General features: G+C 67.4%; 15 protein-coding genes and 3 pseudogenes. 9 read left to right on the top strand and 9 right to left on the bottom strand.

Annotated features, from left to right (window positions below):
* The first annotated feature begins 103 nt into the window (after window positions 1–103).
* Entirely contained in the window at window positions 104–784 is a 681-nt protein-coding gene (locus tag Van01_RS25875) for an RNA polymerase sigma factor (protein WP_204012823.1), read from the top strand.
* Window positions 781–1,572 (top strand): hypothetical protein, encoded by a 792-nt coding sequence (locus Van01_RS25870; protein WP_204012820.1) that lies wholly within the window; start codon window positions 781–783, stop codon window positions 1,570–1,572. Before Van01_RS25875 ends, Van01_RS25870 begins: the two co-directional genes overlap by 4 nt.
* Window positions 1,573–1,671: 99 nt before the next feature.
* Here Van01_RS25870 and Van01_RS25865 read toward each other — a convergent pair whose 3' ends face one another.
* Complete coding sequence (locus Van01_RS25865) at window positions 1,672–2,508, bottom strand: DMT family transporter (RefSeq protein WP_204012818.1); 837 nt, start codon at window positions 2,506–2,508, stop codon at window positions 1,672–1,674.
* A gap of 253 nt (window positions 2,509–2,761) precedes the next feature.
* Between Van01_RS25865 and Van01_RS25860 the strand changes: the two genes are divergently transcribed.
* The gene (locus Van01_RS25860) at window positions 2,762–3,292 is read left to right on the top strand and encodes a MarR family winged helix-turn-helix transcriptional regulator (RefSeq protein WP_204012816.1); all 531 of its coding nucleotides are present in this window, start codon (window positions 2,762–2,764) and stop codon (window positions 3,290–3,292) included.
* 243 nt (window positions 3,293–3,535) lie between these two features.
* On the opposite strand, the gene Van01_RS25855 is transcribed toward Van01_RS25860, so the two are convergent.
* Window positions 3,536–4,123, bottom strand: coding sequence for a TetR/AcrR family transcriptional regulator (locus Van01_RS25855; protein ID WP_204012814.1), 588 nt, complete (start codon window positions 4,121–4,123; stop codon window positions 3,536–3,538).
* 234 nt (window positions 4,124–4,357) lie between these two features.
* Between Van01_RS25855 and Van01_RS25850 the strand changes: the two genes are divergently transcribed.
* Both Van01_RS25850 and Van01_RS33990 read left to right on the top strand, forming a co-directional pair.
* Complete coding sequence (locus tag Van01_RS25850; RefSeq protein WP_204012812.1) at window positions 4,358–4,981, top strand: DUF2867 domain-containing protein; 624 nt, start codon at window positions 4,358–4,360, stop codon at window positions 4,979–4,981.
* Between the two features lie 86 nt (window positions 4,982–5,067).
* Window positions 5,068–5,421 (top strand): annotated as a pseudogene (locus Van01_RS33990) (hypothetical protein); the annotation flags it as partial.
* A gap of 88 nt (window positions 5,422–5,509) precedes the next feature.
* Here the strand turns inward: Van01_RS33990 and Van01_RS25845 are convergent.
* The 3 genes and pseudogenes from Van01_RS25845 to Van01_RS25835 all read right to left on the bottom strand — a co-directional run bounded on the left by Van01_RS25845 (window position 5,510) and on the right by Van01_RS25835 (window position 7,444).
* Window positions 5,510–5,767 carry a hypothetical protein gene (locus tag Van01_RS25845; protein WP_204012810.1) on the bottom strand — a complete coding sequence of 86 codons (258 nt, stop codon included), beginning with the start codon at window positions 5,765–5,767 and terminating at the stop codon, window positions 5,510–5,512.
* Between the two features lie 311 nt (window positions 5,768–6,078).
* Window positions 6,079–6,273, bottom strand: a pseudogene (locus Van01_RS25840) (nuclear transport factor 2 family protein); the annotation flags it as partial.
* 67 nt (window positions 6,274–6,340) lie between these two features.
* Complete coding sequence (locus tag Van01_RS25835) at window positions 6,341–7,444, bottom strand: aldo/keto reductase (protein ID WP_204012806.1); 1,104 nt, start codon at window positions 7,442–7,444, stop codon at window positions 6,341–6,343.
* A 131-nt stretch (window positions 7,445–7,575) separates the two neighbouring features.
* On the opposite strand from Van01_RS25835, the gene Van01_RS25830 reads away from it, so the two are divergent.
* A complete protein-coding gene (locus Van01_RS25830; RefSeq protein WP_204012803.1) occupies window positions 7,576–8,181 on the top strand; it encodes a TetR/AcrR family transcriptional regulator in 606 nt (201 codons plus the stop codon).
* A gap of 502 nt (window positions 8,182–8,683) precedes the next feature.
* Here Van01_RS25830 and rph read toward each other — a convergent pair.
* Window positions 8,684–11,281, bottom strand: coding sequence for a rifamycin-inactivating phosphotransferase (rph, locus tag Van01_RS25825; protein ID WP_204012801.1), 2,598 nt, complete (start codon window positions 11,279–11,281; stop codon window positions 8,684–8,686).
* An 809-nt stretch (window positions 11,282–12,090) separates the two neighbouring features.
* Between rph and Van01_RS25820 the strand changes: the two are divergent.
* Together Van01_RS25820 and Van01_RS33835 are read left to right on the top strand one after the other, a co-directional pair.
* A pseudogene (locus tag Van01_RS25820) lies at window positions 12,091–13,159 on the top strand (adenosine deaminase).
* A 91-nt stretch (window positions 13,160–13,250) separates the two neighbouring features.
* Entirely contained in the window at window positions 13,251–13,757 is a 507-nt protein-coding gene (locus tag Van01_RS33835; RefSeq protein WP_204012862.1) for a LysE family translocator, read from the top strand.
* Here Van01_RS33835 and Van01_RS25810 read toward each other — a convergent pair.
* Window positions 13,677–14,132 carry an antibiotic biosynthesis monooxygenase family protein gene (locus Van01_RS25810; RefSeq protein ID WP_204012799.1) on the bottom strand — a complete coding sequence of 152 codons (456 nt, stop codon included), beginning with the start codon at window positions 14,130–14,132 and terminating at the stop codon, window positions 13,677–13,679. The two genes, Van01_RS33835 and Van01_RS25810, sit on opposite strands and share 81 nt — an antisense overlap.
* A gap of 237 nt (window positions 14,133–14,369) precedes the next feature.
* Window positions 14,370–15,788 (bottom strand): MFS transporter, encoded by a 1,419-nt coding sequence (locus Van01_RS25805; RefSeq protein ID WP_204012797.1) that lies wholly within the window; start codon window positions 15,786–15,788, stop codon window positions 14,370–14,372.
* Between the two features lie 72 nt (window positions 15,789–15,860).
* Here Van01_RS25805 and Van01_RS25800 point away from each other — a divergent pair, with 72 nt between their 5' ends.
* Window positions 15,861–16,751, top strand: coding sequence for a LysR family transcriptional regulator (locus Van01_RS25800; protein ID WP_204012795.1), 891 nt, complete (start codon window positions 15,861–15,863; stop codon window positions 16,749–16,751).
* A 601-nt stretch (window positions 16,752–17,352) separates the two neighbouring features.
* Here the strand turns inward: Van01_RS25800 and Van01_RS25795 are convergent.
* Window positions 17,353–17,787 carry a VOC family protein gene (locus tag Van01_RS25795; protein WP_204012793.1) on the bottom strand — a complete coding sequence of 145 codons (435 nt, stop codon included), beginning with the start codon at window positions 17,785–17,787 and terminating at the stop codon, window positions 17,353–17,355.
* Window positions 17,788–17,817 lie beyond the last annotated feature (30 nt).

Below are 17,817 nucleotides of genomic sequence, written 5' to 3'. Positions count from 1 at the left end.
CGCACCGAATGGACACTTCGGCGATGCCGAGCCGGATCTCCTTCATCGAGACCGCTGGGTCGATCGTCATGCTGGGGCACGCGACAGTTGATGACACGGTTCGGTGCTGGACCTGCGTCGGTGTCCCTGTCAGCTGATGCCACCGCAGTACGCCCAGGCCGCTGTCTGCGCCTTCCTGATGAAGCGGACGCCCATGGCCGTCCCGGATGCTGGCCCGTCGGCTGGTCGTCTCGTCCACACCAGCATGGGCTGTGGCCTCGGTCGGTTCATTCTTTTTGACCGCCAGCTGCCACGTTTCAGATTGTGGGGGCGACGTACAGGTGTGATGGAAACGACGACAGACCCGCCTGAGCTGGTGCGGGTCTATCAGGACCACCGCGTGGGATTGTTGCGGTTGGCGTATCTGCTGACCGGCTCGCGGGAGCACAGCGAGGATCTTGTTCAGATCGCGTTCGCCTCAGCGATGCCGCGTTGGGATCGCATCGAGCAGCCGTTGGCGTACCTGAGGCGGACGATCGTCAACCAGGCGGCGGATCACCACCGTCGCGCCGCGAGGGAACGCACGCTCCCTGTACCGGAGCCGGTGACGTATCCGCCCGAGGTCGATGAGACGTGGGCTGAGATCCAGAGGTTGTCGCTGGTTCAGCGCACTGTGGTGATCCTGCGCTTCTACGAGGACCTCACGCTTGTCGAGATCGCGGCGGTGATGGCACGTCCGCCGGCGACGGTCCGGTCCGACCTGAAACGTGCCCTGGAACATCTACGGAAGGCACTCAACCCATGAGCAACGAGGACCTCGACCTTCTGGTCGATCCCGCTCTCGCCGCCCGGCTGCGCGGGACGCTGAACGCGGTCGCGGCAACGATCACCGACGTCGCTCCCGTCCATGAGGCACCGCAGCACGTTCCGGCGCAGCCCGCAACGGTAGTGGGCACCCGACGGGGCTGGCGCAGGCGCGGGCTGGCGATCGGCCTGGCAGCGGCCGTCGTGCCAGTGGCGGCGTTCTCCGCCCTCGCCATCGGTCCCGGCGACGTCGACCAGATCCCACCCCGAGACGCCTTCGTCACTGGCTCAGCGGATGACGAGCGCTACTGGCTTGTCCCGTCATTCCACAGGGATGCCTGCGGAAACACCTTCGGTGGGGCCGAGCTGGTGATGGAGAGCAACAACATCGTCGGCAAAGAGTGGAACACTGCCAGCGTTGCCTACGGTGAGGCTCCGAAGGACGGGGCGCCCGGTTCCGGGTGCTACGTCAGCGAGGAGTCGCAGTGGCTGACCGATCCGGGCCGCGTCGGCAAGCTTTCCCAACGGCTCGGGGGCAAGGATCAGGATGGAGACTGGATCACCCTGATCGCCGTCCACCCGACGGTCACCACTCTGCGCGTGGCCGAAGACGCACGCGCTACCCGCGACGTCCGCACGCAACCCCTGCCGGACCGGCCTGGCGGCCCTCGATACGCGGTGTTCACCACGCCCGCCCGCAACCCCAAGGTCAACCTCTCCGTACACCTCCTGACCGCTGACAGCCAGCCCGCCGCCGAACCCCTCGAGATCGTCCTGCCTAATCGGTAGTCGTCTGCGACGACAAACAGATTCGGCAGGAACCAGGCTGCCTCACGGAGATCCCCGATCTCCGTGAGCCTGCCGTCCGAGTCCGCAGTCGCGCAGGTGTCAGACGGTCACGGCGAGGATTCCGACAAGTGATGCGGCGACGCCTATCCGTTGAATGTGGTCGATGCGCTCCCGTAGCACCGCTGCGGCCAGTGCGATGGTCACCACTGGGTGAAACGCACTGAGCACCGCCACGACGCTCAGATGGCCCAGATGTGTTGCGGCGGTATAGGCGGCGTCGGCCACGATTATGAGTGCTCCGATCAGTACCAGGCTCGGTACCGCTCGCCACGGCACCTCGATCCGTGCCCGGACTGCCAGTACGAACGCGAGTATCCCGATGACCGCGGTGAACCGCGACACCACAAGCGCCCACGGGATCCCGCCCTCTCCGGCGAGGTCCATGAAGACGAAGAAGGCACCGAACCCGGCTGCGGCCACCGCCCCGTGCGCCACAGCGGTGCCGGTGCCGCCGCCACCCGTTGCTCGCCGCTGGTGCGCGGCCAGGACGATCCCGATGACGACGAGGGCCAACCCCGCGAACCGGAACGGACCTGGTACCTCTCCCAGCGCCACACCGACAGCTATTGGGACAACCGGCGCGCAGGCCGCGACAGGTGCCACCACGCTTGCTCTGTAGGTGGCCAGGCCTCGGTAGAGGGCAGCGACGCCCACCACCTCGCTGAGCCCGGCACCAACCGCGGCCATCAGGTGAACCGGCTCCGGTGGACGTGCCCCCAGTACCGCCACGTTTCCGGTAAGCAAGACCAGCGCGGCCACCTGGGAGACGAGGAGCACTGACGCCACCCCCAGCCTGCGGCTGCGCACCCCGCCGAGAAGGTCGGAGATGCCCCAGCTCACCGCCGACGCGAGGGCAAGGAGGACGGCGGTTGTCACTGCGTACCGCCAAAGGTGTGCGTGCCGACCGCGAGCGCCGCTGCCTTCCACCGGGATCGCGACCGTGGCCCGTCGCCGGTGCCGTTCCTGGCCGGCAGCCGTGCCGAAGCGGCTGTCGTACGTCGCTCCAGACCCTTGGCTCGTGCCTTCTGTCCACCCATGACGAGCTCCAGTCGCTTACATGTAACCAAACATGGTGCAACGTACCCGCGACTTGGTTACACGTCAACAAGGTCACGCTAGACTGCGCGGTGTGACCACCATCAAGAAGTTGGCTGCGGCAGATCAGCAGGCATGGGCTGCCTACCGGGAGATGCGGCTGCTCCTCGACGCCCGGGTGGCTCGCGACCTTGAGGCTGCCGTGGAGCTGTCGATGCCAGACGTTGACGTCCTTGCGGCCGTCGACGCGCTCTCTGACCGCGGCGCGACACCCGAACTCGACACCTGGCTGGTGCCACTCGTCCCCGATCGCGCTCCGTCGGCACGCACGGCCCACTGCGTCCGCGTTGCCGCCCTCGCCGACCGGATGCGTTGGTCGCGCAGCCGTCTGTCTCGCCAACTCGGCCGAATGGAGCGCCGTGATCTCATCGCACGCGTGCCGTGTGAGCTCGACGGTAGAGGCGACGACGTCGAGCTCACCGCCGCCGGCCGGCAAGCCCTCAAGCGGGCTGAGGCGCAGCTCGAGGCCACCGTGTGGAGGCATTTCGCGAGCGTGCTCAGCGCGGAACAGCGAACTGCGTTGATGCAGATCAGCGCCACACTGAGAGCTCGCCTGGCGACTTGACCCGGCCTCCTGCGAACGGGCGATGAAGTCGGTGTCGATCATGGTCGACGATGTGGGCCGGCTGCGGCCCGTCTGTCGCGAGGGTGCGCCGGATGCCAAGCATGAGCACGTCGCCGAGCCGCCACGGAGCTTGTGCCCAGGTTCCACGGATCCGGTGTGCGGCGAGTCAGAACCTAGACAAGAAGATCATCGACCAGGGGAGTTCCGTGAATGACCGAGGTTCTCCCGACCCGTCGAGGTTCATCAAGCACGACGCGCACCAGGTCCACCAGCTGCCGGGCGGGAGCTGAGGATGAGATCTGCGGCTCGAGCGACGACCTGGTCACGGGTGCGGTCAGGATGTTCGGCGGCCAGGAAATGCCTGCCGATCGCCAAGCAGAACGCGAGCAGGCAGCGGGCCTCGACCTCGTCGGGATCAGCGCAGAAACTGCTGATTGCCTCGCGTAACAGCTGCATGCGTCGGTTGTCCACGCGGCTCAGGCGTTCGGCGACGTCCTGGTCGCGGCGGGCCCAGTCGCGGATCGCCAGGTCGATAGGGAGCACGCGGTCGCTGGAGAAGGTGAGCTGGCCAGCCAGCCGAACCTTGTCCAGGGCGTCACCGCCCTCCTGCTCGATTCGACTCAGGACGTTGTCGACGCTCTCGCGTTCCCAAGTGTCCAGCATTTCGGTCAGCAGTTGCTCGCGGTCGGCGAAGTAGCCGTAGAACCCGCCCTTGGTCACGCCGAGCGCCTTGGCGAGGACCTCGACGCGCACCGCATCCACGCCACCCTTGGACAGCGCCCGCAGTCCCTCCTCGATCCACTTCTGGCGCGGTGTACGCAACGCACCCACGGTGTAACTGACCTCACTCTCGTCGTCCGGTTGTGTAACTGCGAAAAGCCGGTGTAGCTTCGCCTTATACGGTAGCGTACAACAGGAGGGGTTGAAGCTATGTCATTTGGTTTCAGGACCTGCGACCATCCACCTTCTGAACCTGCCGAGGAGTCGGTCGGCAAAGCCGTCACAGTGGCACAGCCGCCCTGGTTCTCTCTTCGCCGGTCACGCTGACTGAGGCCTGTGGTTCCGATGAGGCTCCCCGACGCTGAGCACACCGCCCGCCCGTGGCGGATCCACGAGATCACGCCCGACTTCCGGATCGAGGATGTGTGGGCGTACCGCACACCGGGCGCCGGGCCGGACGACTTTCCCGCGATGTTGGCCGCACTGCGGGCGGCCGGCGGGCTCAACGAGAACCCGGCGGTGGTCCGGTTCCTGTTCGCCGTGCGCTGGAAGCTTGGCGCCGTGTTCGGCTGGGACCGACCCGACGAGGGCGTCAAGGGGCGGGTCGAGTCGCTCTGCGACCGGCTGCCGCCGGACCTGCGCCAGGACGCGGCCGGGGAGCCGGTCTCGAACACCCCGTTCACCATGGTGTACGAGCTACGTGACGAGTGCGCCATCGAGCTGGCCAACAGGACCGTCCACGACATCTGCCACCTGGGCTGGGTCCCGAACAACGACGGTGAGTACGAACTGCGGATGGCTGCCCTGGTCAAGCCCAACGGCCTGTTCGGACGGCTGTACATGGCCGCGATCAAGCCGTTCCGGTACCTGATCGTCTACCCGGCCATGACCCGGAAATGGGAACGCGCCTGGCTGAACCGGGACAGGTACACCGGAGCCGGCGCGGGCACCACCACTAGCCCCGCCTGACCCGCGGCCCGGGATAGCGGTATCCCGCGAAGTCACAGCCGCAACGAGCCGCGTCGTGCGGCTCCGCAATCGAGTGGAGAATTCAGATGGTCAAGTGGGCAGGCGGGCTCATCGTGTTCTACGGAGCCGCGCACACCCTCGGCGGCTTGGCGGCGGAGGGCGCTGCTCGCCACGCCGGGACGTGGTTCGGCGGGGAGATGTGGGGTGAGGAACTCGCAAACATGAGCCCCGCCATGAGCGCGTACTGGCTCACCGTGAACAGCTTTGGCCCACCGCTCATCCTGATCGGCCTCACAGTGCTGTGGCTGAATCGCCGCGGGATCACGCCTCCGCAGTTTCTCGCATGGTCGATGGCTGCCTGGGTTCTGGTCGGCACCGTGATCGCCGGGCCCGGGGTCGGACAAGATGTGATTCTTCTGGCCGCTTGTGGCCTGCTGCTGGCAGCACACCGCCGCGCCAAGCACACCGACCCCCTCGCGCCTGAGGACGCTCCAACCGTCGCCGAAAATGCTCAGCGGCTGGCATGTGTCAAGCCAGCTCCCACCGCAGGAGACTCGCTTGGTAGCTGTCCAGGCATCGCACCGGCGAGATCTGGTCCGCATCCACCCCGCGAGCGATCGCGTCGAGCTGGGTGGGATCCCAGCGGACGGTCATGACCGTCACGCGTACCGCGTGGTGGCGGTCCGATGACGCGGACGAGGTGATGGAGACCAGTTGACCCTCCGGCTCGATGAGGGTGACGAGCCGGTTCAGGCCGGAACCGTCTATGGGTGCTGTGTTGATCACCGCGTCGACCGGCTCGGTCAGACGGTCGACGCCACCGCCCGCGCCGTTGACGAGGATGCGCTGACCGAACCCCTACCCGATTCTGGTCGTGGATGCCTTGCCAGGCGGTGAGCCCGGCGACCGGGATGCTCGTTGGCGACGTCTGTGCCAGGGATGTGCGGCATCCGGACAGGATGAGAGCGGTGCAGGACTCCGGCCCGGATGATGGCGTCCGCCGGGTTGAACGACGTGCCGGCGGCCCTGATCAGGACCTCGCCGGGCCCGGAGACGGGAATTGGGGCCTCCTCGTAACGGAGCACCTCCGGTCCGCCTTACTCGTGCATCTCGTCGTCGCGGATTTCGTAGATCGCCATGTTCATGACCGGCGCCACCGGCCGACCCGGCAGCCCGAGGCCGTGGACCTGCTCGGCGATCACGATGTCGCCGTCGACCGCCTGGTGCACGGTCGCGAACTGGATCTCCGCGAACGTGCCGAAGACGCCGCGCCACACGTCCAGGACCGCGTCCTTGGTGTTGAACGCCTCGACGACTCACGAACAAGGGTGTCGTTGCTCTGTGTCATGTCAGGTTCCTTCACTTGGTGGGTTGGGCGGCGCCGTTGAACACCGGCGGGGCGTAGCCGGCCGGCTTGTCGCCGACGCCGAGGCCGGGGTTCACCACCCAGGACTGGTACTGCGGGGTGAACATGCCGTACGGCATTCCGAGGATCGGGGCGCTGGCCTCGTCGAGGCGGCGACGGGCGTCGGCGGGGATCTCGAAGTCGAGCGCCTCGAAGTTGCTGCCGACCTGCTCGGCGTTGCTCGCCCCGATGATCACCGAGGCGACGGCTGGCTGGGTGGCGACCCAGTTGATCGCGACCTGGGCCATGCTGCGACCCAGCTCGGCGGCCACGCTCTCCAGGGCCTCGATGACCTGCCATTCGCTGGGGCTGACCGCGCGACCTCCGGCCTCGGGATTGGTCAACCGGCCGGTCCCGCTCAGGCCGTCGCCGGTGCGCCGGTACTTGCCGCTGAGCAGGCCGCCACCGATCGGGCTCCACGCGGTCAGCCCGATGCCGACGGTCTGGGCCATCGCCACGTACTCCGCCTCGATGCCCCGGACGACCAGGGAGTAGGGGAGCTGCAGGTTGATCATCGGGGCCAGGCCATGCGCCTCGGCGTAGCTCTGCGCGCGGGCCGCGTACCAGGCGGGCACGTCGGAGAGGCCGGCGTACCGGATCTTGCCGGAGCGCACCAGGTCGTCGAGGGTGTGCACGACCTCCTCGACCGGGGTGATCCGGTCCCAGGTGTGCAGCAGGTACAGGTCGATGTAGTCAGTGCCGAGCCGACTCAGCGACGCCTCCACGGCCCGCATGATGTGCTTGCGGCCGTTGCCGCTGGCGTTGGGGTCGCTCGGGTCGACACTGTTGGTGAACTTGCTGGTGAGCACGAGCCGTTCGCGGACGCCGGCCCGGTCGATGAGGCGGCCGAGGATCTTCTCGCTCTCCCCGGCGGTGTAGAAGTCCGCCGTGTCGATGAGATTCCCGCCCGCCTCCAGGTATCGCCGGAAGATCGGCTCGGCCTCCTCCTCGGTCTTGCCGTACGCGGCATGGAAGCCGTCGACGCCGAAGTTCATGGTGCCCAGCGCCAGCCGACTGACTCGCAGACCGGACCGCCCGAGCAGGTAGTAGTGGTTCATCGTTGCGTCCTCCCGATCATGGTGTCGGCCCGGTGCGGGCCGCGTGTCCCTGACCTTTGCTCGCTAAAAATGGACCTGCAAGTCCAAACCTGAGCTAGGGTTGTACCCGCAGATGCAGATCAGGAGGTGCCATGACACGGGCGTTTACCCGCAAGGGCGAGGCGACCCGGGCGCGGATCGTCGTCGGCGCGGCCGCCGAAATTCGGGAGCGCGGCGTCGATGAGGTACGCCTTGAGGACGTGATGGCCCGCACCGGCACCAGCAAGGGTCAACTTTTCCACTACTTTCCCGACGGCAAGGAGGAGTTGCTGCTCGCGGTGGCCCAGCACGAGGCCGACCAGGTCCTCATCGACCAGGAGCCGATGCTCAGCAACCTGACCTCCTGGCCGGCCTGGCTGGCGTGGCGCGACCGGCTCATCGAGCGCTACCTCGCGCAGGGAGTGAAGTGCCCGCTCAACGGTCTGCTCGGTCAGACCGGCCGGCGCGCGCCGGGCGCCCAGGCGCTCGTGACCGGGCTCATGTGGCGCTGGCAGGCGGCGATCACCGAGGGCATCCGGCACATGCAGTCGACCGGGGACATCGCCGCCGAGGTGGACGCCGACCGCGCCGCGGCGGCGCTGCTGGCCGGCATTCAGGGCGGCGTACTGCTGCTGCTCTCCACCGGGAGGATCGATCACCTCGAGGCCGTTCTCGACCTGACCATCGAACGCCTGCGGGCTGGCGCCCGCACGGCCTGACGGTCGGTCGGCGGCGGCCTGGAGCGAAAATGCTTCAGGCCGCCGGGCAGTACGACCAGCCTGGCGGTTCCGCCCTTCCTTACGGCAGGCCAGCTGACGGCATCCACCGACAGCTGGCCTGCCCGCAGGCATCCTGGCCTGCGGATACCAGGCAGGCCGGAATGTACTGCTGAACCTGCTTGCCACGAACCGGAGTCGACCCCATCCGGTACCCGTCCGGTCCATTGGCGGCGGATCACTACGCGACCCGGACACAAGCTGACCGACGACGACCCGCACCAACCTGGCCGACGCCGCAGCCGCTCCTCCGACCTCGGCACGGTCGCCAACCCTCGCCGGCGGCTCAGCCGGACTGGTCCGCCACCGCAACGCCGGCCAACACCTCGACGTCTGGGTCAGCCATGCCCGCCACGACAGCTCACGACCAGCGACAACGCCAGCTTCACCAGGTACATCTGGAGGGCTGGCCGGAAGCGAACTGATGCGTTTTCGGTGTTCTCGGTTAAGGCAGGATCTCGACGTACCCGTCGGTGCCGTGTACGCGGATCCGCTGGCCGTTCCGGATAAGCCGGGTGGCATCCGCTACGCCGACGACGGCGGGCAAACCGTATTCCCGGGCAATCACTGCGCCATGGGTCATCAGGCCGCCCACCTCCGTCACCAGACCTGCGACCGCGACGAACACGGGCGACCAGCTCGGATCGGTGAAGATCGTGACCAGGATGTCACCGGCCTCGAGATCGGCGTCCGCGATGTCGAGGACGACGCGGGCTCTTCCCTCAATAGTCCCGGCCGAGACCGGCAGGCCGACCAGGGCGCCGGCCGGTGCGTCGTCGCGCCGGTACGCCCCGGCGACCGCCTCGCCGTCGGACGTGAGTACCCGGGGAGGTGTGAGCGCCTGGTACGACCGGAACGCGTCCTTGCGCCGCTGGATGAGCTGGTTGTCCACCTTGTTCGAGCGGGCGACGTCGTGCAGCTCCTCGAATGTGAGGTAGAAGATGTCTTCCTTCTCGGTAAGCACATTGGCCCGCACGAGACGCTCGGCTTCCTGCAGCAAGGCCTGTTTGTAGACGAAGTAACGGCTGACGATGCCGTACTTCGGGTACTCCCGGTACCCGATGAAGGTCCGGACCCGGTCGATCATCCGCTTGGCCTCGGCGGCTTTCTGCGGCCCGTCAGGCAGGGCTCGCAGGCGCGCGAGGACCTCCTGTTCCTTCTTCTGCGCCTCTTGAAGCCCTCGCGCGAAGCGCCGCTCGGCGGCGCCCGGCTCGAAGTTTTTGACGTTGTCGAGGATCAGCGGCACGAGCGTGATGGGGCGTTCGCTCCAGCGCGGCCTCGTGATGTCGATCTCGCCGACGCAGCGCATGCCGTATCGGTCGAGGTACGCCTCGATGGCGGCGCGCGCCTCAGTCCCGCCGGGGAGTTTCGGCAGCTCGTCCAGAAAATGCTGGCCCTCTACGCCGTTCAGGAACGCCAGCACCTCTGGGTGGGGACGGATCGCATCGGCGACGTCGAGCAGCGCCAGTCCCATCTCCGAGGTGATGTTGTTGGGGGCGGACAGTGTGAGCGTGTCGGCCGCGTTCCTCTCGCCCAGCCACTCCTGCAGCTGGTCGTTGAGCCACCAGGTGGCCTCCATCCCCGCCATGATGGCCTGCATGCTCACCGGATCACTGAGGATTCGCTTGTGCTCCTCGAATGCCTCAAGCAGGAAGTCGAACAGCGCCGGTCCGGTCTTCGTGCGGATCTCGCGCCGTAGGGCGGCGATGGACGCCTCGTTGCGATTGATCAGGTCGGTGACGATGGCCGGGTCGGTCTCGATCGGGGCGGCACCGCCGCCGGCTGGCGGCCCGGCGGGACCTGCGGCTGGGAGCGACGGGACGAAGTCGCCGCGGTCGAGAATGGTCTCCAGGGCGTCCCTCACCAGCGGGTCGCCCCGCCCCATCACCTCGAGGAGGCCGGCGCGGCTTACGGGCGAGGCGAGGCCATGGGTGACGTCGACGAACAGCCGCCCTCCGGCCTCATGCATGGGTGCCATGGCAGTCAGCTGCCACACGGAGAGTCCCAAGGGCTTCATGGGGTCGGTCATCATCTGTTGGTGGCCGACTGAGACGTAGACGTGGTTCTCCGCGTCCTCGGCTGCGGGGATGGGGAACAGCGTGGTGATCGGCCGGCTCTGGATGATCTGGAAGTCATCGTCGATCAGGCACCATTCAATGTCCTGCGGGCGGCCAAAGTACGTCTCGATCCGGCGGCCCAACTGTACGAGCCGTACGACCTGCGCATCTGTCAAGGCCGGCTGATCCTGCCGCCGCGGGTCGACCGCCACTTCCTGCGTACCGCCGATGTCCAGTGCATACACGGCACGCTGCTTGGCGGCGATCGACTTCGTGACGATCTTGTCGCCGCACACCCTGAAGACGTCCGGGTTCACCAGACCGGAGACCAGCGCCTCGCCGAGGCCGAAGCCGGCGTCCACGGTGGCGATTCTCCGGTTGCCCGTGATGGGGTCGGCCGTGAACAGGATGCCGGCCGCATCCGGGAAGACCATCTGTTGCACGACCACGGCCATGTGGACCGTGCGGTGGTCGATACCGTTGCGCTGGCGGTACGTCACTGCCCGCTCGGTATACAGCGACGCCCAGCACCGGCTGACGTGCCGCAGGATCGCCGACGGCCCCACGATGTTGAGGTACGTGTCCTGCTGGCCGGCGAAGGATGCCGTCGGCAAGTCCTCGGCCGTCGCGCTGGATCGGACGGCGTAGGCGACCTGTTCGCCGAGCTGCGCGAGCGCGTCGGTGATCGCCGCCGACACATCGCCCGGGACGGCGATCCCTTCGATGGTTTGGCGGATCTCCGCGCTGAGGATGCGGATCCCCTCCCGGTCGTCCGGGTCCAGACGCGACAGCTGATCGAGCTGGTCGTCGATTGACGGCGCTTCCGCCATGACCCGCCGGAAGGCGTCCGTGGTCACGCAGAAGCCAGCCGGCACCCGGACGCCTCCGATCCGCGATAGCCCGCCCAGGTGCGCGCCCTTGCCACCAACGACCGCGACCTGCACTTCCTCAATTTTCTGAAGATCCAACACGTATTGCTCGGTCATCGTGATACCTCCGGGACAGTCGTACCCTGTTGCATTGCACTGGCTGATCGAGTCACCGGCGCTCCATATCTATCGATCTCTTGTTGGGAATGTCGTCATTTCTGACGCCTCTCATGCAATGGACCGGCCTCATCCAGTCGGATGAGGCGTACACCTCGCGCTTGCGCCCGAGTGCCCGTACCCGCATTGCCCGTCCCATCCCTGCCTGCGCGGTCACTGCGCCCCCCCATTAATCGACAACTCCGTATATGCTTCGTACCTTCATTTCGGCAGGTAGCGGCGACGGCCAACGATTCTGCGTCATAACCGGGGTCTTGCCACAAGCCCCCCGGTGTGCTATATGTTGGAGAAGGCAAGGGGATGGATCTCCTTGCCTCCTTTGTGAGCTGGGCTGAAATCGACAATCTTCTCGCGAACCCCCCGCGTCGGCGGGATGGGTCGTTGAACATGGCCTTGACCTCGACAGTTCGGATCCCGTGCGGACCGCCGTGGTCCTGAATCTTCAACGAACGGTGTAGCTCGGGTTGTCGATAGCTACTACCGCCGGCCATCAGCGTGAGCGCCCCCACCCTCACCTGATGTCCGTCATGCAGTTCCTCGACCGCGAAGCCGCATTCGATCTCGCTCCGCTAAGGGCGATCGTCGCCTTGTCGTCGCGGAGCGGTCCTGCTAGCGTGCCGATGCGGTCGAGAGGCGCTGCGACGGATGACTATCCGCCACGCTCGGCCCCGTCATTGCTCCAAGGGCGCCTCCCGTCGGGAGGCTACCGGCCCTCCGGCGGATCCACCCGCACTGTGAGGGTTGTGCTCATGGCAACGGACCTGACTGACTTCATCGCCTGCCTGCCAAAGGTGGAACTGCACGTCCACCACGTCGGCTCAGCAACGCCGCAGACTGTTGCTCGGCTGGCCGAACGGCACGCCGGGACCACTGCGGTGCCGGCCGACCCGGCACTGCTGGCCGAGTACTTCACCTTCACTGACTTCGCGCACTTCATCGAGGTGTACCTGTCGGTGGTGGACCTGATCCGCGACGCCGAGGACGTAGCCACGCTCACCTACGACATCGGCGCCGGCCTGGCCGCACAGTCGGTGCGGTACGCCGAGCTGACGCTGACCCCGTACTCCTCGATCGTGCGCGGTATCCCAGCCGAGGCGTACTGCGAGGCGGTGGAGGACGCCCGCCTGCGGGCCGACCGCGACCACGGCATCAAGCTGCGCTGGTGCTTCGACATCCCGGGCGAGCCCACGATGACCGGTGCCGACGTCACCTTGGAGGTGGCCCTCAAGCAGCGCCCGGACGGGCTGGTCAGCTTCGGGCTGGGGTCCTGAGGCCGGCATCCCCCGCGCCCGGTACGCCGGGCACTTCGCCGCCGCCCGGGCAGCCGGACTGCGCAGCGTTCCGCACGCCGGTGAGTCAACCGGTCCGCAGGCCGTGTGGGATGCGGTACGCCATCTCGGCGCGGAACGCATCGGCCACGGCATCGCCGCAGCCCGTGACCCTGAGTTGATGGCTTATCTGCGCGAGCACGACATCGCGTTGGAGGTATGCCCGACCTCCAACGCCTGTACCCGGTCGGTGCCCTCGCTGGCCGAGCATCCGCTGCCGCAGTTGGTGGCCGCCGGTGTGCCGGTCACGGTCAACTCCGACGACCCGCCCATGTTCTCCACCACCCTGAACAATGAGTACCAGGTGGCCGCCGAGCTGCTCGACCTCGACGAGGGAGGCGTCGCCGAACTGGCCCGACAGGCCGTGCGGTACTCGTTCCTCGACGCGGCAGACAAGACCACCGTGGTGGCTGAGATCGACGAGTATCTGCAGACATTCGCGCGCCGCGCGCCCGCGACGAACAGTTCGATTGCGCAAAATCACCGATGAGTCGCCGACTTGCCGATACCCGAGCACTCCACGCCGGCACCGTCACCCATGGCCGGATCGCGGAGCTCCGGGACCGGGCGAAGGATAAGGGCTGCCGGGCCGACGGGGCCCGGCCCCCTTAGCGGTCGCGGCCCTCGGCGGCGCTACCCTGATCACGGCATCGCCGGCCGCGGCCACCGCCGTACGCCTGCTCGGCGCCGGTTACCTGCTGTACCTCGGTGTGCAGGCACTGCTTCGCTTGCGTCGGGGCACGACGACCAGCGTCGACCGGCCACCGCCCCGGCTGTCCCATACCTTCCGTCACGGCGTGCTGGTCAACCTACTCAACCCGAAGGTCACGTTGTTCTTCGTGGCGTTCCTACCGCAGTTCGTGCCGCCCGACCTGAGTGCTACGGCGACGCGTCTGCACCTGGTGGTCCTGGGTGCCGGGTTCTTCGTCGTGGCTCTCGCCATGGACGTTGGATACGCGATGGTCGGTGCCCGGCTGCATCGGCGCAGCCTCTCGCGACAATCGGGATCATCGGCGAACTGGTTGGGTTGGATCGCTGGCGCTACGTACCTGACCTTGGGTGGATGGGCCGCCTTGACCGCGTACTAACGTAGAGTCGTGGTCCCTTGGTGCCGCACCTGCATCGGAGCTCGCGCAGAACTCGTAGGCACGCTCAACACTCGCGACCTCAACCCGGTAACGCGCCAGCCACTTCTGCCGGCCGAGATGCTGTGCGATCACGTGCTCGGGGTTCCGTTTCCAGGCGTGGATCGATTCGGCGTCGGCGTAGTAAATGACAATCAGATCACTGCCGTCCGGCAGGACCGCTGATTCCCGGCCGAGGTAGCCGGGCTGAACCTCAGCGAGCGTCACCATCCGCTGGTTCATCTCGGCGTAGCCCTCGGGATCGGTTCCGCTTGGCGTGATCGTGAAAACGGCAACATAGTACGGCGGCTCAGGCCGGACCCAGTAAGGGGTGGTCATGGCTCATGGTACTTGCTGGCAGGCGGCGACTACGACATGGGCTGGATCGTTCCCACGCCATCACGGATGGTTCTCGCGCCCACATGGTTCGGGTGAGCGGCGCCGCCACGACGGCTTTGCTCGGCCGGAAGAACTACGAGGGTTTCGGCGGATTCTGGCCTGCGGTCGCTCAGGACGAGAATGCCGACCTGCGCGACCGGACCTTCGCCCAGTGGCTGGACGCAGTCGATAAGGTAGTCATCTCCTCGACCCGCTACGAGGCACCGGAGAGCCCCCTCGCAGCCGGTGAGCGACGTGGTCACGTTTGTCGAGGTGCCGCGCCTGCGTAACGCCTGTCTCGGTCCAGCCCAAGACCCGTCCGCGATCCACCTGTGCGGTCGTTCGTGCAGCGTCATCCACGCCTTCCCGCGTCCGTTGGTGCTCCCGGGAGAATGCCCTGCGTCCCAGCAGGAGTCCTGCGGCGGCAGCGAGTACCTGTACAGCGCCCGTGGCGGCTAGGACGGGGCCCGCTCCTGCCCAGCCGATGACCGCGCCGCCGACCAACAGCCCCAGGGAGATTCCACCGGAGTGCATGACGGTCTCGGCCGTGAATGCCACGCGGCGCTCGATTCCTGTGGTCTGCTCGCTGATCAGTGCGTTGAGCGCTGCGATGCCCCATGGCATCGCCGCCCCGCCCACGGCGGATACCACCGTGACCAGGACTAGATTCGGCGCGGCCACCGAGAGGGCGACGAAGGCGGCGCCGAGCACCGCCCAGGACAGGGCCATCGTGGCCATCCGGGGCACGTGGTTGATAACCACGGGGGCCAGGAACGAGGTGGCCACGGAGGCGGTGCCGTACCCGCTCATGCCTGCGGCGACCAGCGCGCCAGGCATGCCGAGTTCGACGCCGAGGACGGCCAGGCCCAGGGTGAACCCAAACCAGCAGATTCCACCGACGCCGGCCATGAGGATCCCGGCCGCTACCTGCGGGCGGGCACGCAGCACGGCCGTCGCAGACACTGCGGGGCTGCTGGCGTCACGCTCAGCGGCGCCGTCGATCCGTGCACCTGACCGCGGTGCCGCTGTCGGCGGTGTGCTTGCGCCGGGAACGGCGAGCATGGCGGCAGCCCCAGCAAGGACGACGGCGGCCTCGCACCACAGGAGCTGCTCGGCACCCCAGGTGACCACGAGCCAGGCCCCGGCCGGAGGCGCAAAGATCATTGAGACCCGCTGGGCAAGGTCCTGCCAAGCCAACCACCGTGCCGCCGACGACCTTCCGCTCCCATGGGCATCGGCGTCGGCGAAGTCGGAAACCAGAGCCCGCTGGGCCGGGGCCAACAACGCACCGGCCAACCCGGTGACCAGCCCGGAGGCGCACAGTGCGAGCGCGTCAAGCTGTCCCATCAGCGCGGCCACCGGCAGGACCGCGAGCCCTACGGCCTGGAGCAGGGTCACCACGGCCAGGTCGCGGCCGCAGGTGAGTCGGTCGCGCAGGGTGCGGCCCCACCAGCCGACGGTCAGCAGCGGCAGGCCGGCCACGCCACCCACTAGGCCGGTCGCCCACGCCTGACCCGTCTCGCTCAGCGCCATCAGAGGAAGGGCCACGGCGCTCATGCGGGTAGCAATGCAGGTCAGGAACGTGATGGCGGTCAGGATCAGCAGCGGTCGGCGCATGCCTCGATCCTCAGGAAGCACCTGTCTGCCCGGTAGATGGCGGCTCATTCGACATGCTCATACGCTGAGGGCATGACCTCACGCCTGACGGTCGTCGACCTGCAACTGGTGGAGGCCGTGGCCCGGCATGGATCTGTGGGCGCAGCGGCCAAAGAACTACTCATCGCCCAGCCCTCAGCCAGCCGTCGCTTGCTCGCCCTGGAACGCCGCCTGAGCACGAAACTGTTCGACCGCGACACCACTGGAGCCCGGGCGACCCCGGCCGGCAGGGAGCTGGCCCGCCACGCCGCCCGGCTGCTGTCCGACCTGGATGCCCTACCGGACCAGGTCCTTGCTGCCGTCGACACTCCCACGCTGGCAGTGGGCACCATCCAGGCACTGAGCCCGATGGTGTTCACCGCTCTGGAGATCGAGCTGGACAGCGTCAGCGTACGGCCGGAAATCGATCACGGGCCGGTTCTGCTGCAGCAGGTGCACGAGGGCACTCTCGACGCCGCCATCATCACGATCGCCCAGCAGACCGTCGTCCCTCGCGGCTTGCAGCGCACTGTTATCGGCCAGTCACCCTTGGTAATCATGCTTCCCAAGGGCGCCGCGGATCTGGCCGAGGGATCCCGGCCCTTCGCCGAGCAGATGGTCCTCTACAGCACGATCGACCTGGCGGGGGAGCTACTGCATGAGCGACTGTCCGCGCTCGGCGCCCTCCCATGTCCAGGGGCCACCACAGAGGCCACCCTGCGGATAGCCCGCCACCACCGTTGCCCCGCCCTGGTACCCGAACTCGTAGCCCGCTGGTACGCCGCCCGCGGGGACCGCCTCGTGCCCTCGCCAATGCCCGGCCAGGTGACTGTGTCCCTGGTAAGCAGATCTCCGCAGCCCTCGGCGCTCACCCGGGCCCTGCCCCGGATCACCAATCGCATTCTCGGCACATCCTGGCCCGCGAAACCCCGGCGAGGCTGTTGAGGACCTCGTCTGCGGTTCTGGTCCAGACGAACGGTCTTGGGTGGGTGTTCCATGCTTCGATCCAGGTTCGTGCGTCGAATGCAAGGTCGGCGCGGCTGCGGTGGCTGGATCGGCGGAGCCTGCGCTTGGTCGGTTCGGCGAACCAGCGCTCGACGAGGTTGAGCCAGGACGCCGATGCCGGGGTGAAGTGCAGGAGGAAGCGGGGGATGCGCCACCAGCCATCGGTACACGGCCGGGTCCTGTGGGTGGCGCAGTTGCCCAGCACCAGGTCCAGATCCGCCTTGGCGGGGGGCGATGACCTTCAGGACCTTCAGGAACTCCTGATCGCGGTGCCGGCGGTGCAGTTGCCCGATGACCTTGGCCGTAACCGGCTCGAATGCGGCGAACAGACTGGCCTCGCCGTGCGTCACGGATGGCAGCGGGGCTCGTGGACTCGACGTGCCGCCATCACGTCGCGGGCTCCGCCCCGATGCGGCGTTGCGCATCGAGGCGAGGCTCGACCGCGTGTGCGAGGAAGTCGGTGCGCACCAGTACGTGACGCTCGCCCCCGACCACGTCTTGTCCGTGCTGCCGCGATGCGCGGGGGTCGGCGGTTTGTGGGTCAGGACGACGGCTGTTCGGCGATGCCGGGAGCGAACTGCTCGACGTAGTCACCGGCGGGCGGGATGTTGGTGATGACGTCGATGAGCACACCGTCGGGGGCGGCGACGATGAAGTGCCGCTGCCCGAACTCCTCGCTGCGCAGCGTGAGTTCCTCGGTCAGTCCGGCCTCGCCGACCAACCGTTGGTGCTCGGCGTCCACGTCATCGACTTCGAAGTTGAGCAGCATTCCCTGCACCGGTTTGCGGTAGGCCGCGGGCACCGTGGGGTGGGTGAAGTCGAGCAGCGCGAGTTCGTACTGCGGGGCGTCGGTGCGTCGCAGACTGACGTACCAGTCGGCTTCGAAGGTGACCTCGAACCCGAAGTGCCGGGTGTAGAAGTCCCTGGCGGCTGCGACGTCGTGCGAGCCGAGCACCGGGTAGAAGCTGGTCAGCATGGTGTGGATCCTCTCTGAGGGTTGATCGCC

Origin of the sequence: Micromonospora andamanensis (genome assembly GCF_016863495.1) — a bacterium.
Lineage (GTDB): Bacteria > Actinomycetota > Actinomycetes > Mycobacteriales > Micromonosporaceae > Micromonospora > Micromonospora andamanensis.
The sequence above is the reverse complement of the archived record's forward strand: the minus strand, read 5'-3'. Positions and strand labels throughout refer to the sequence as shown.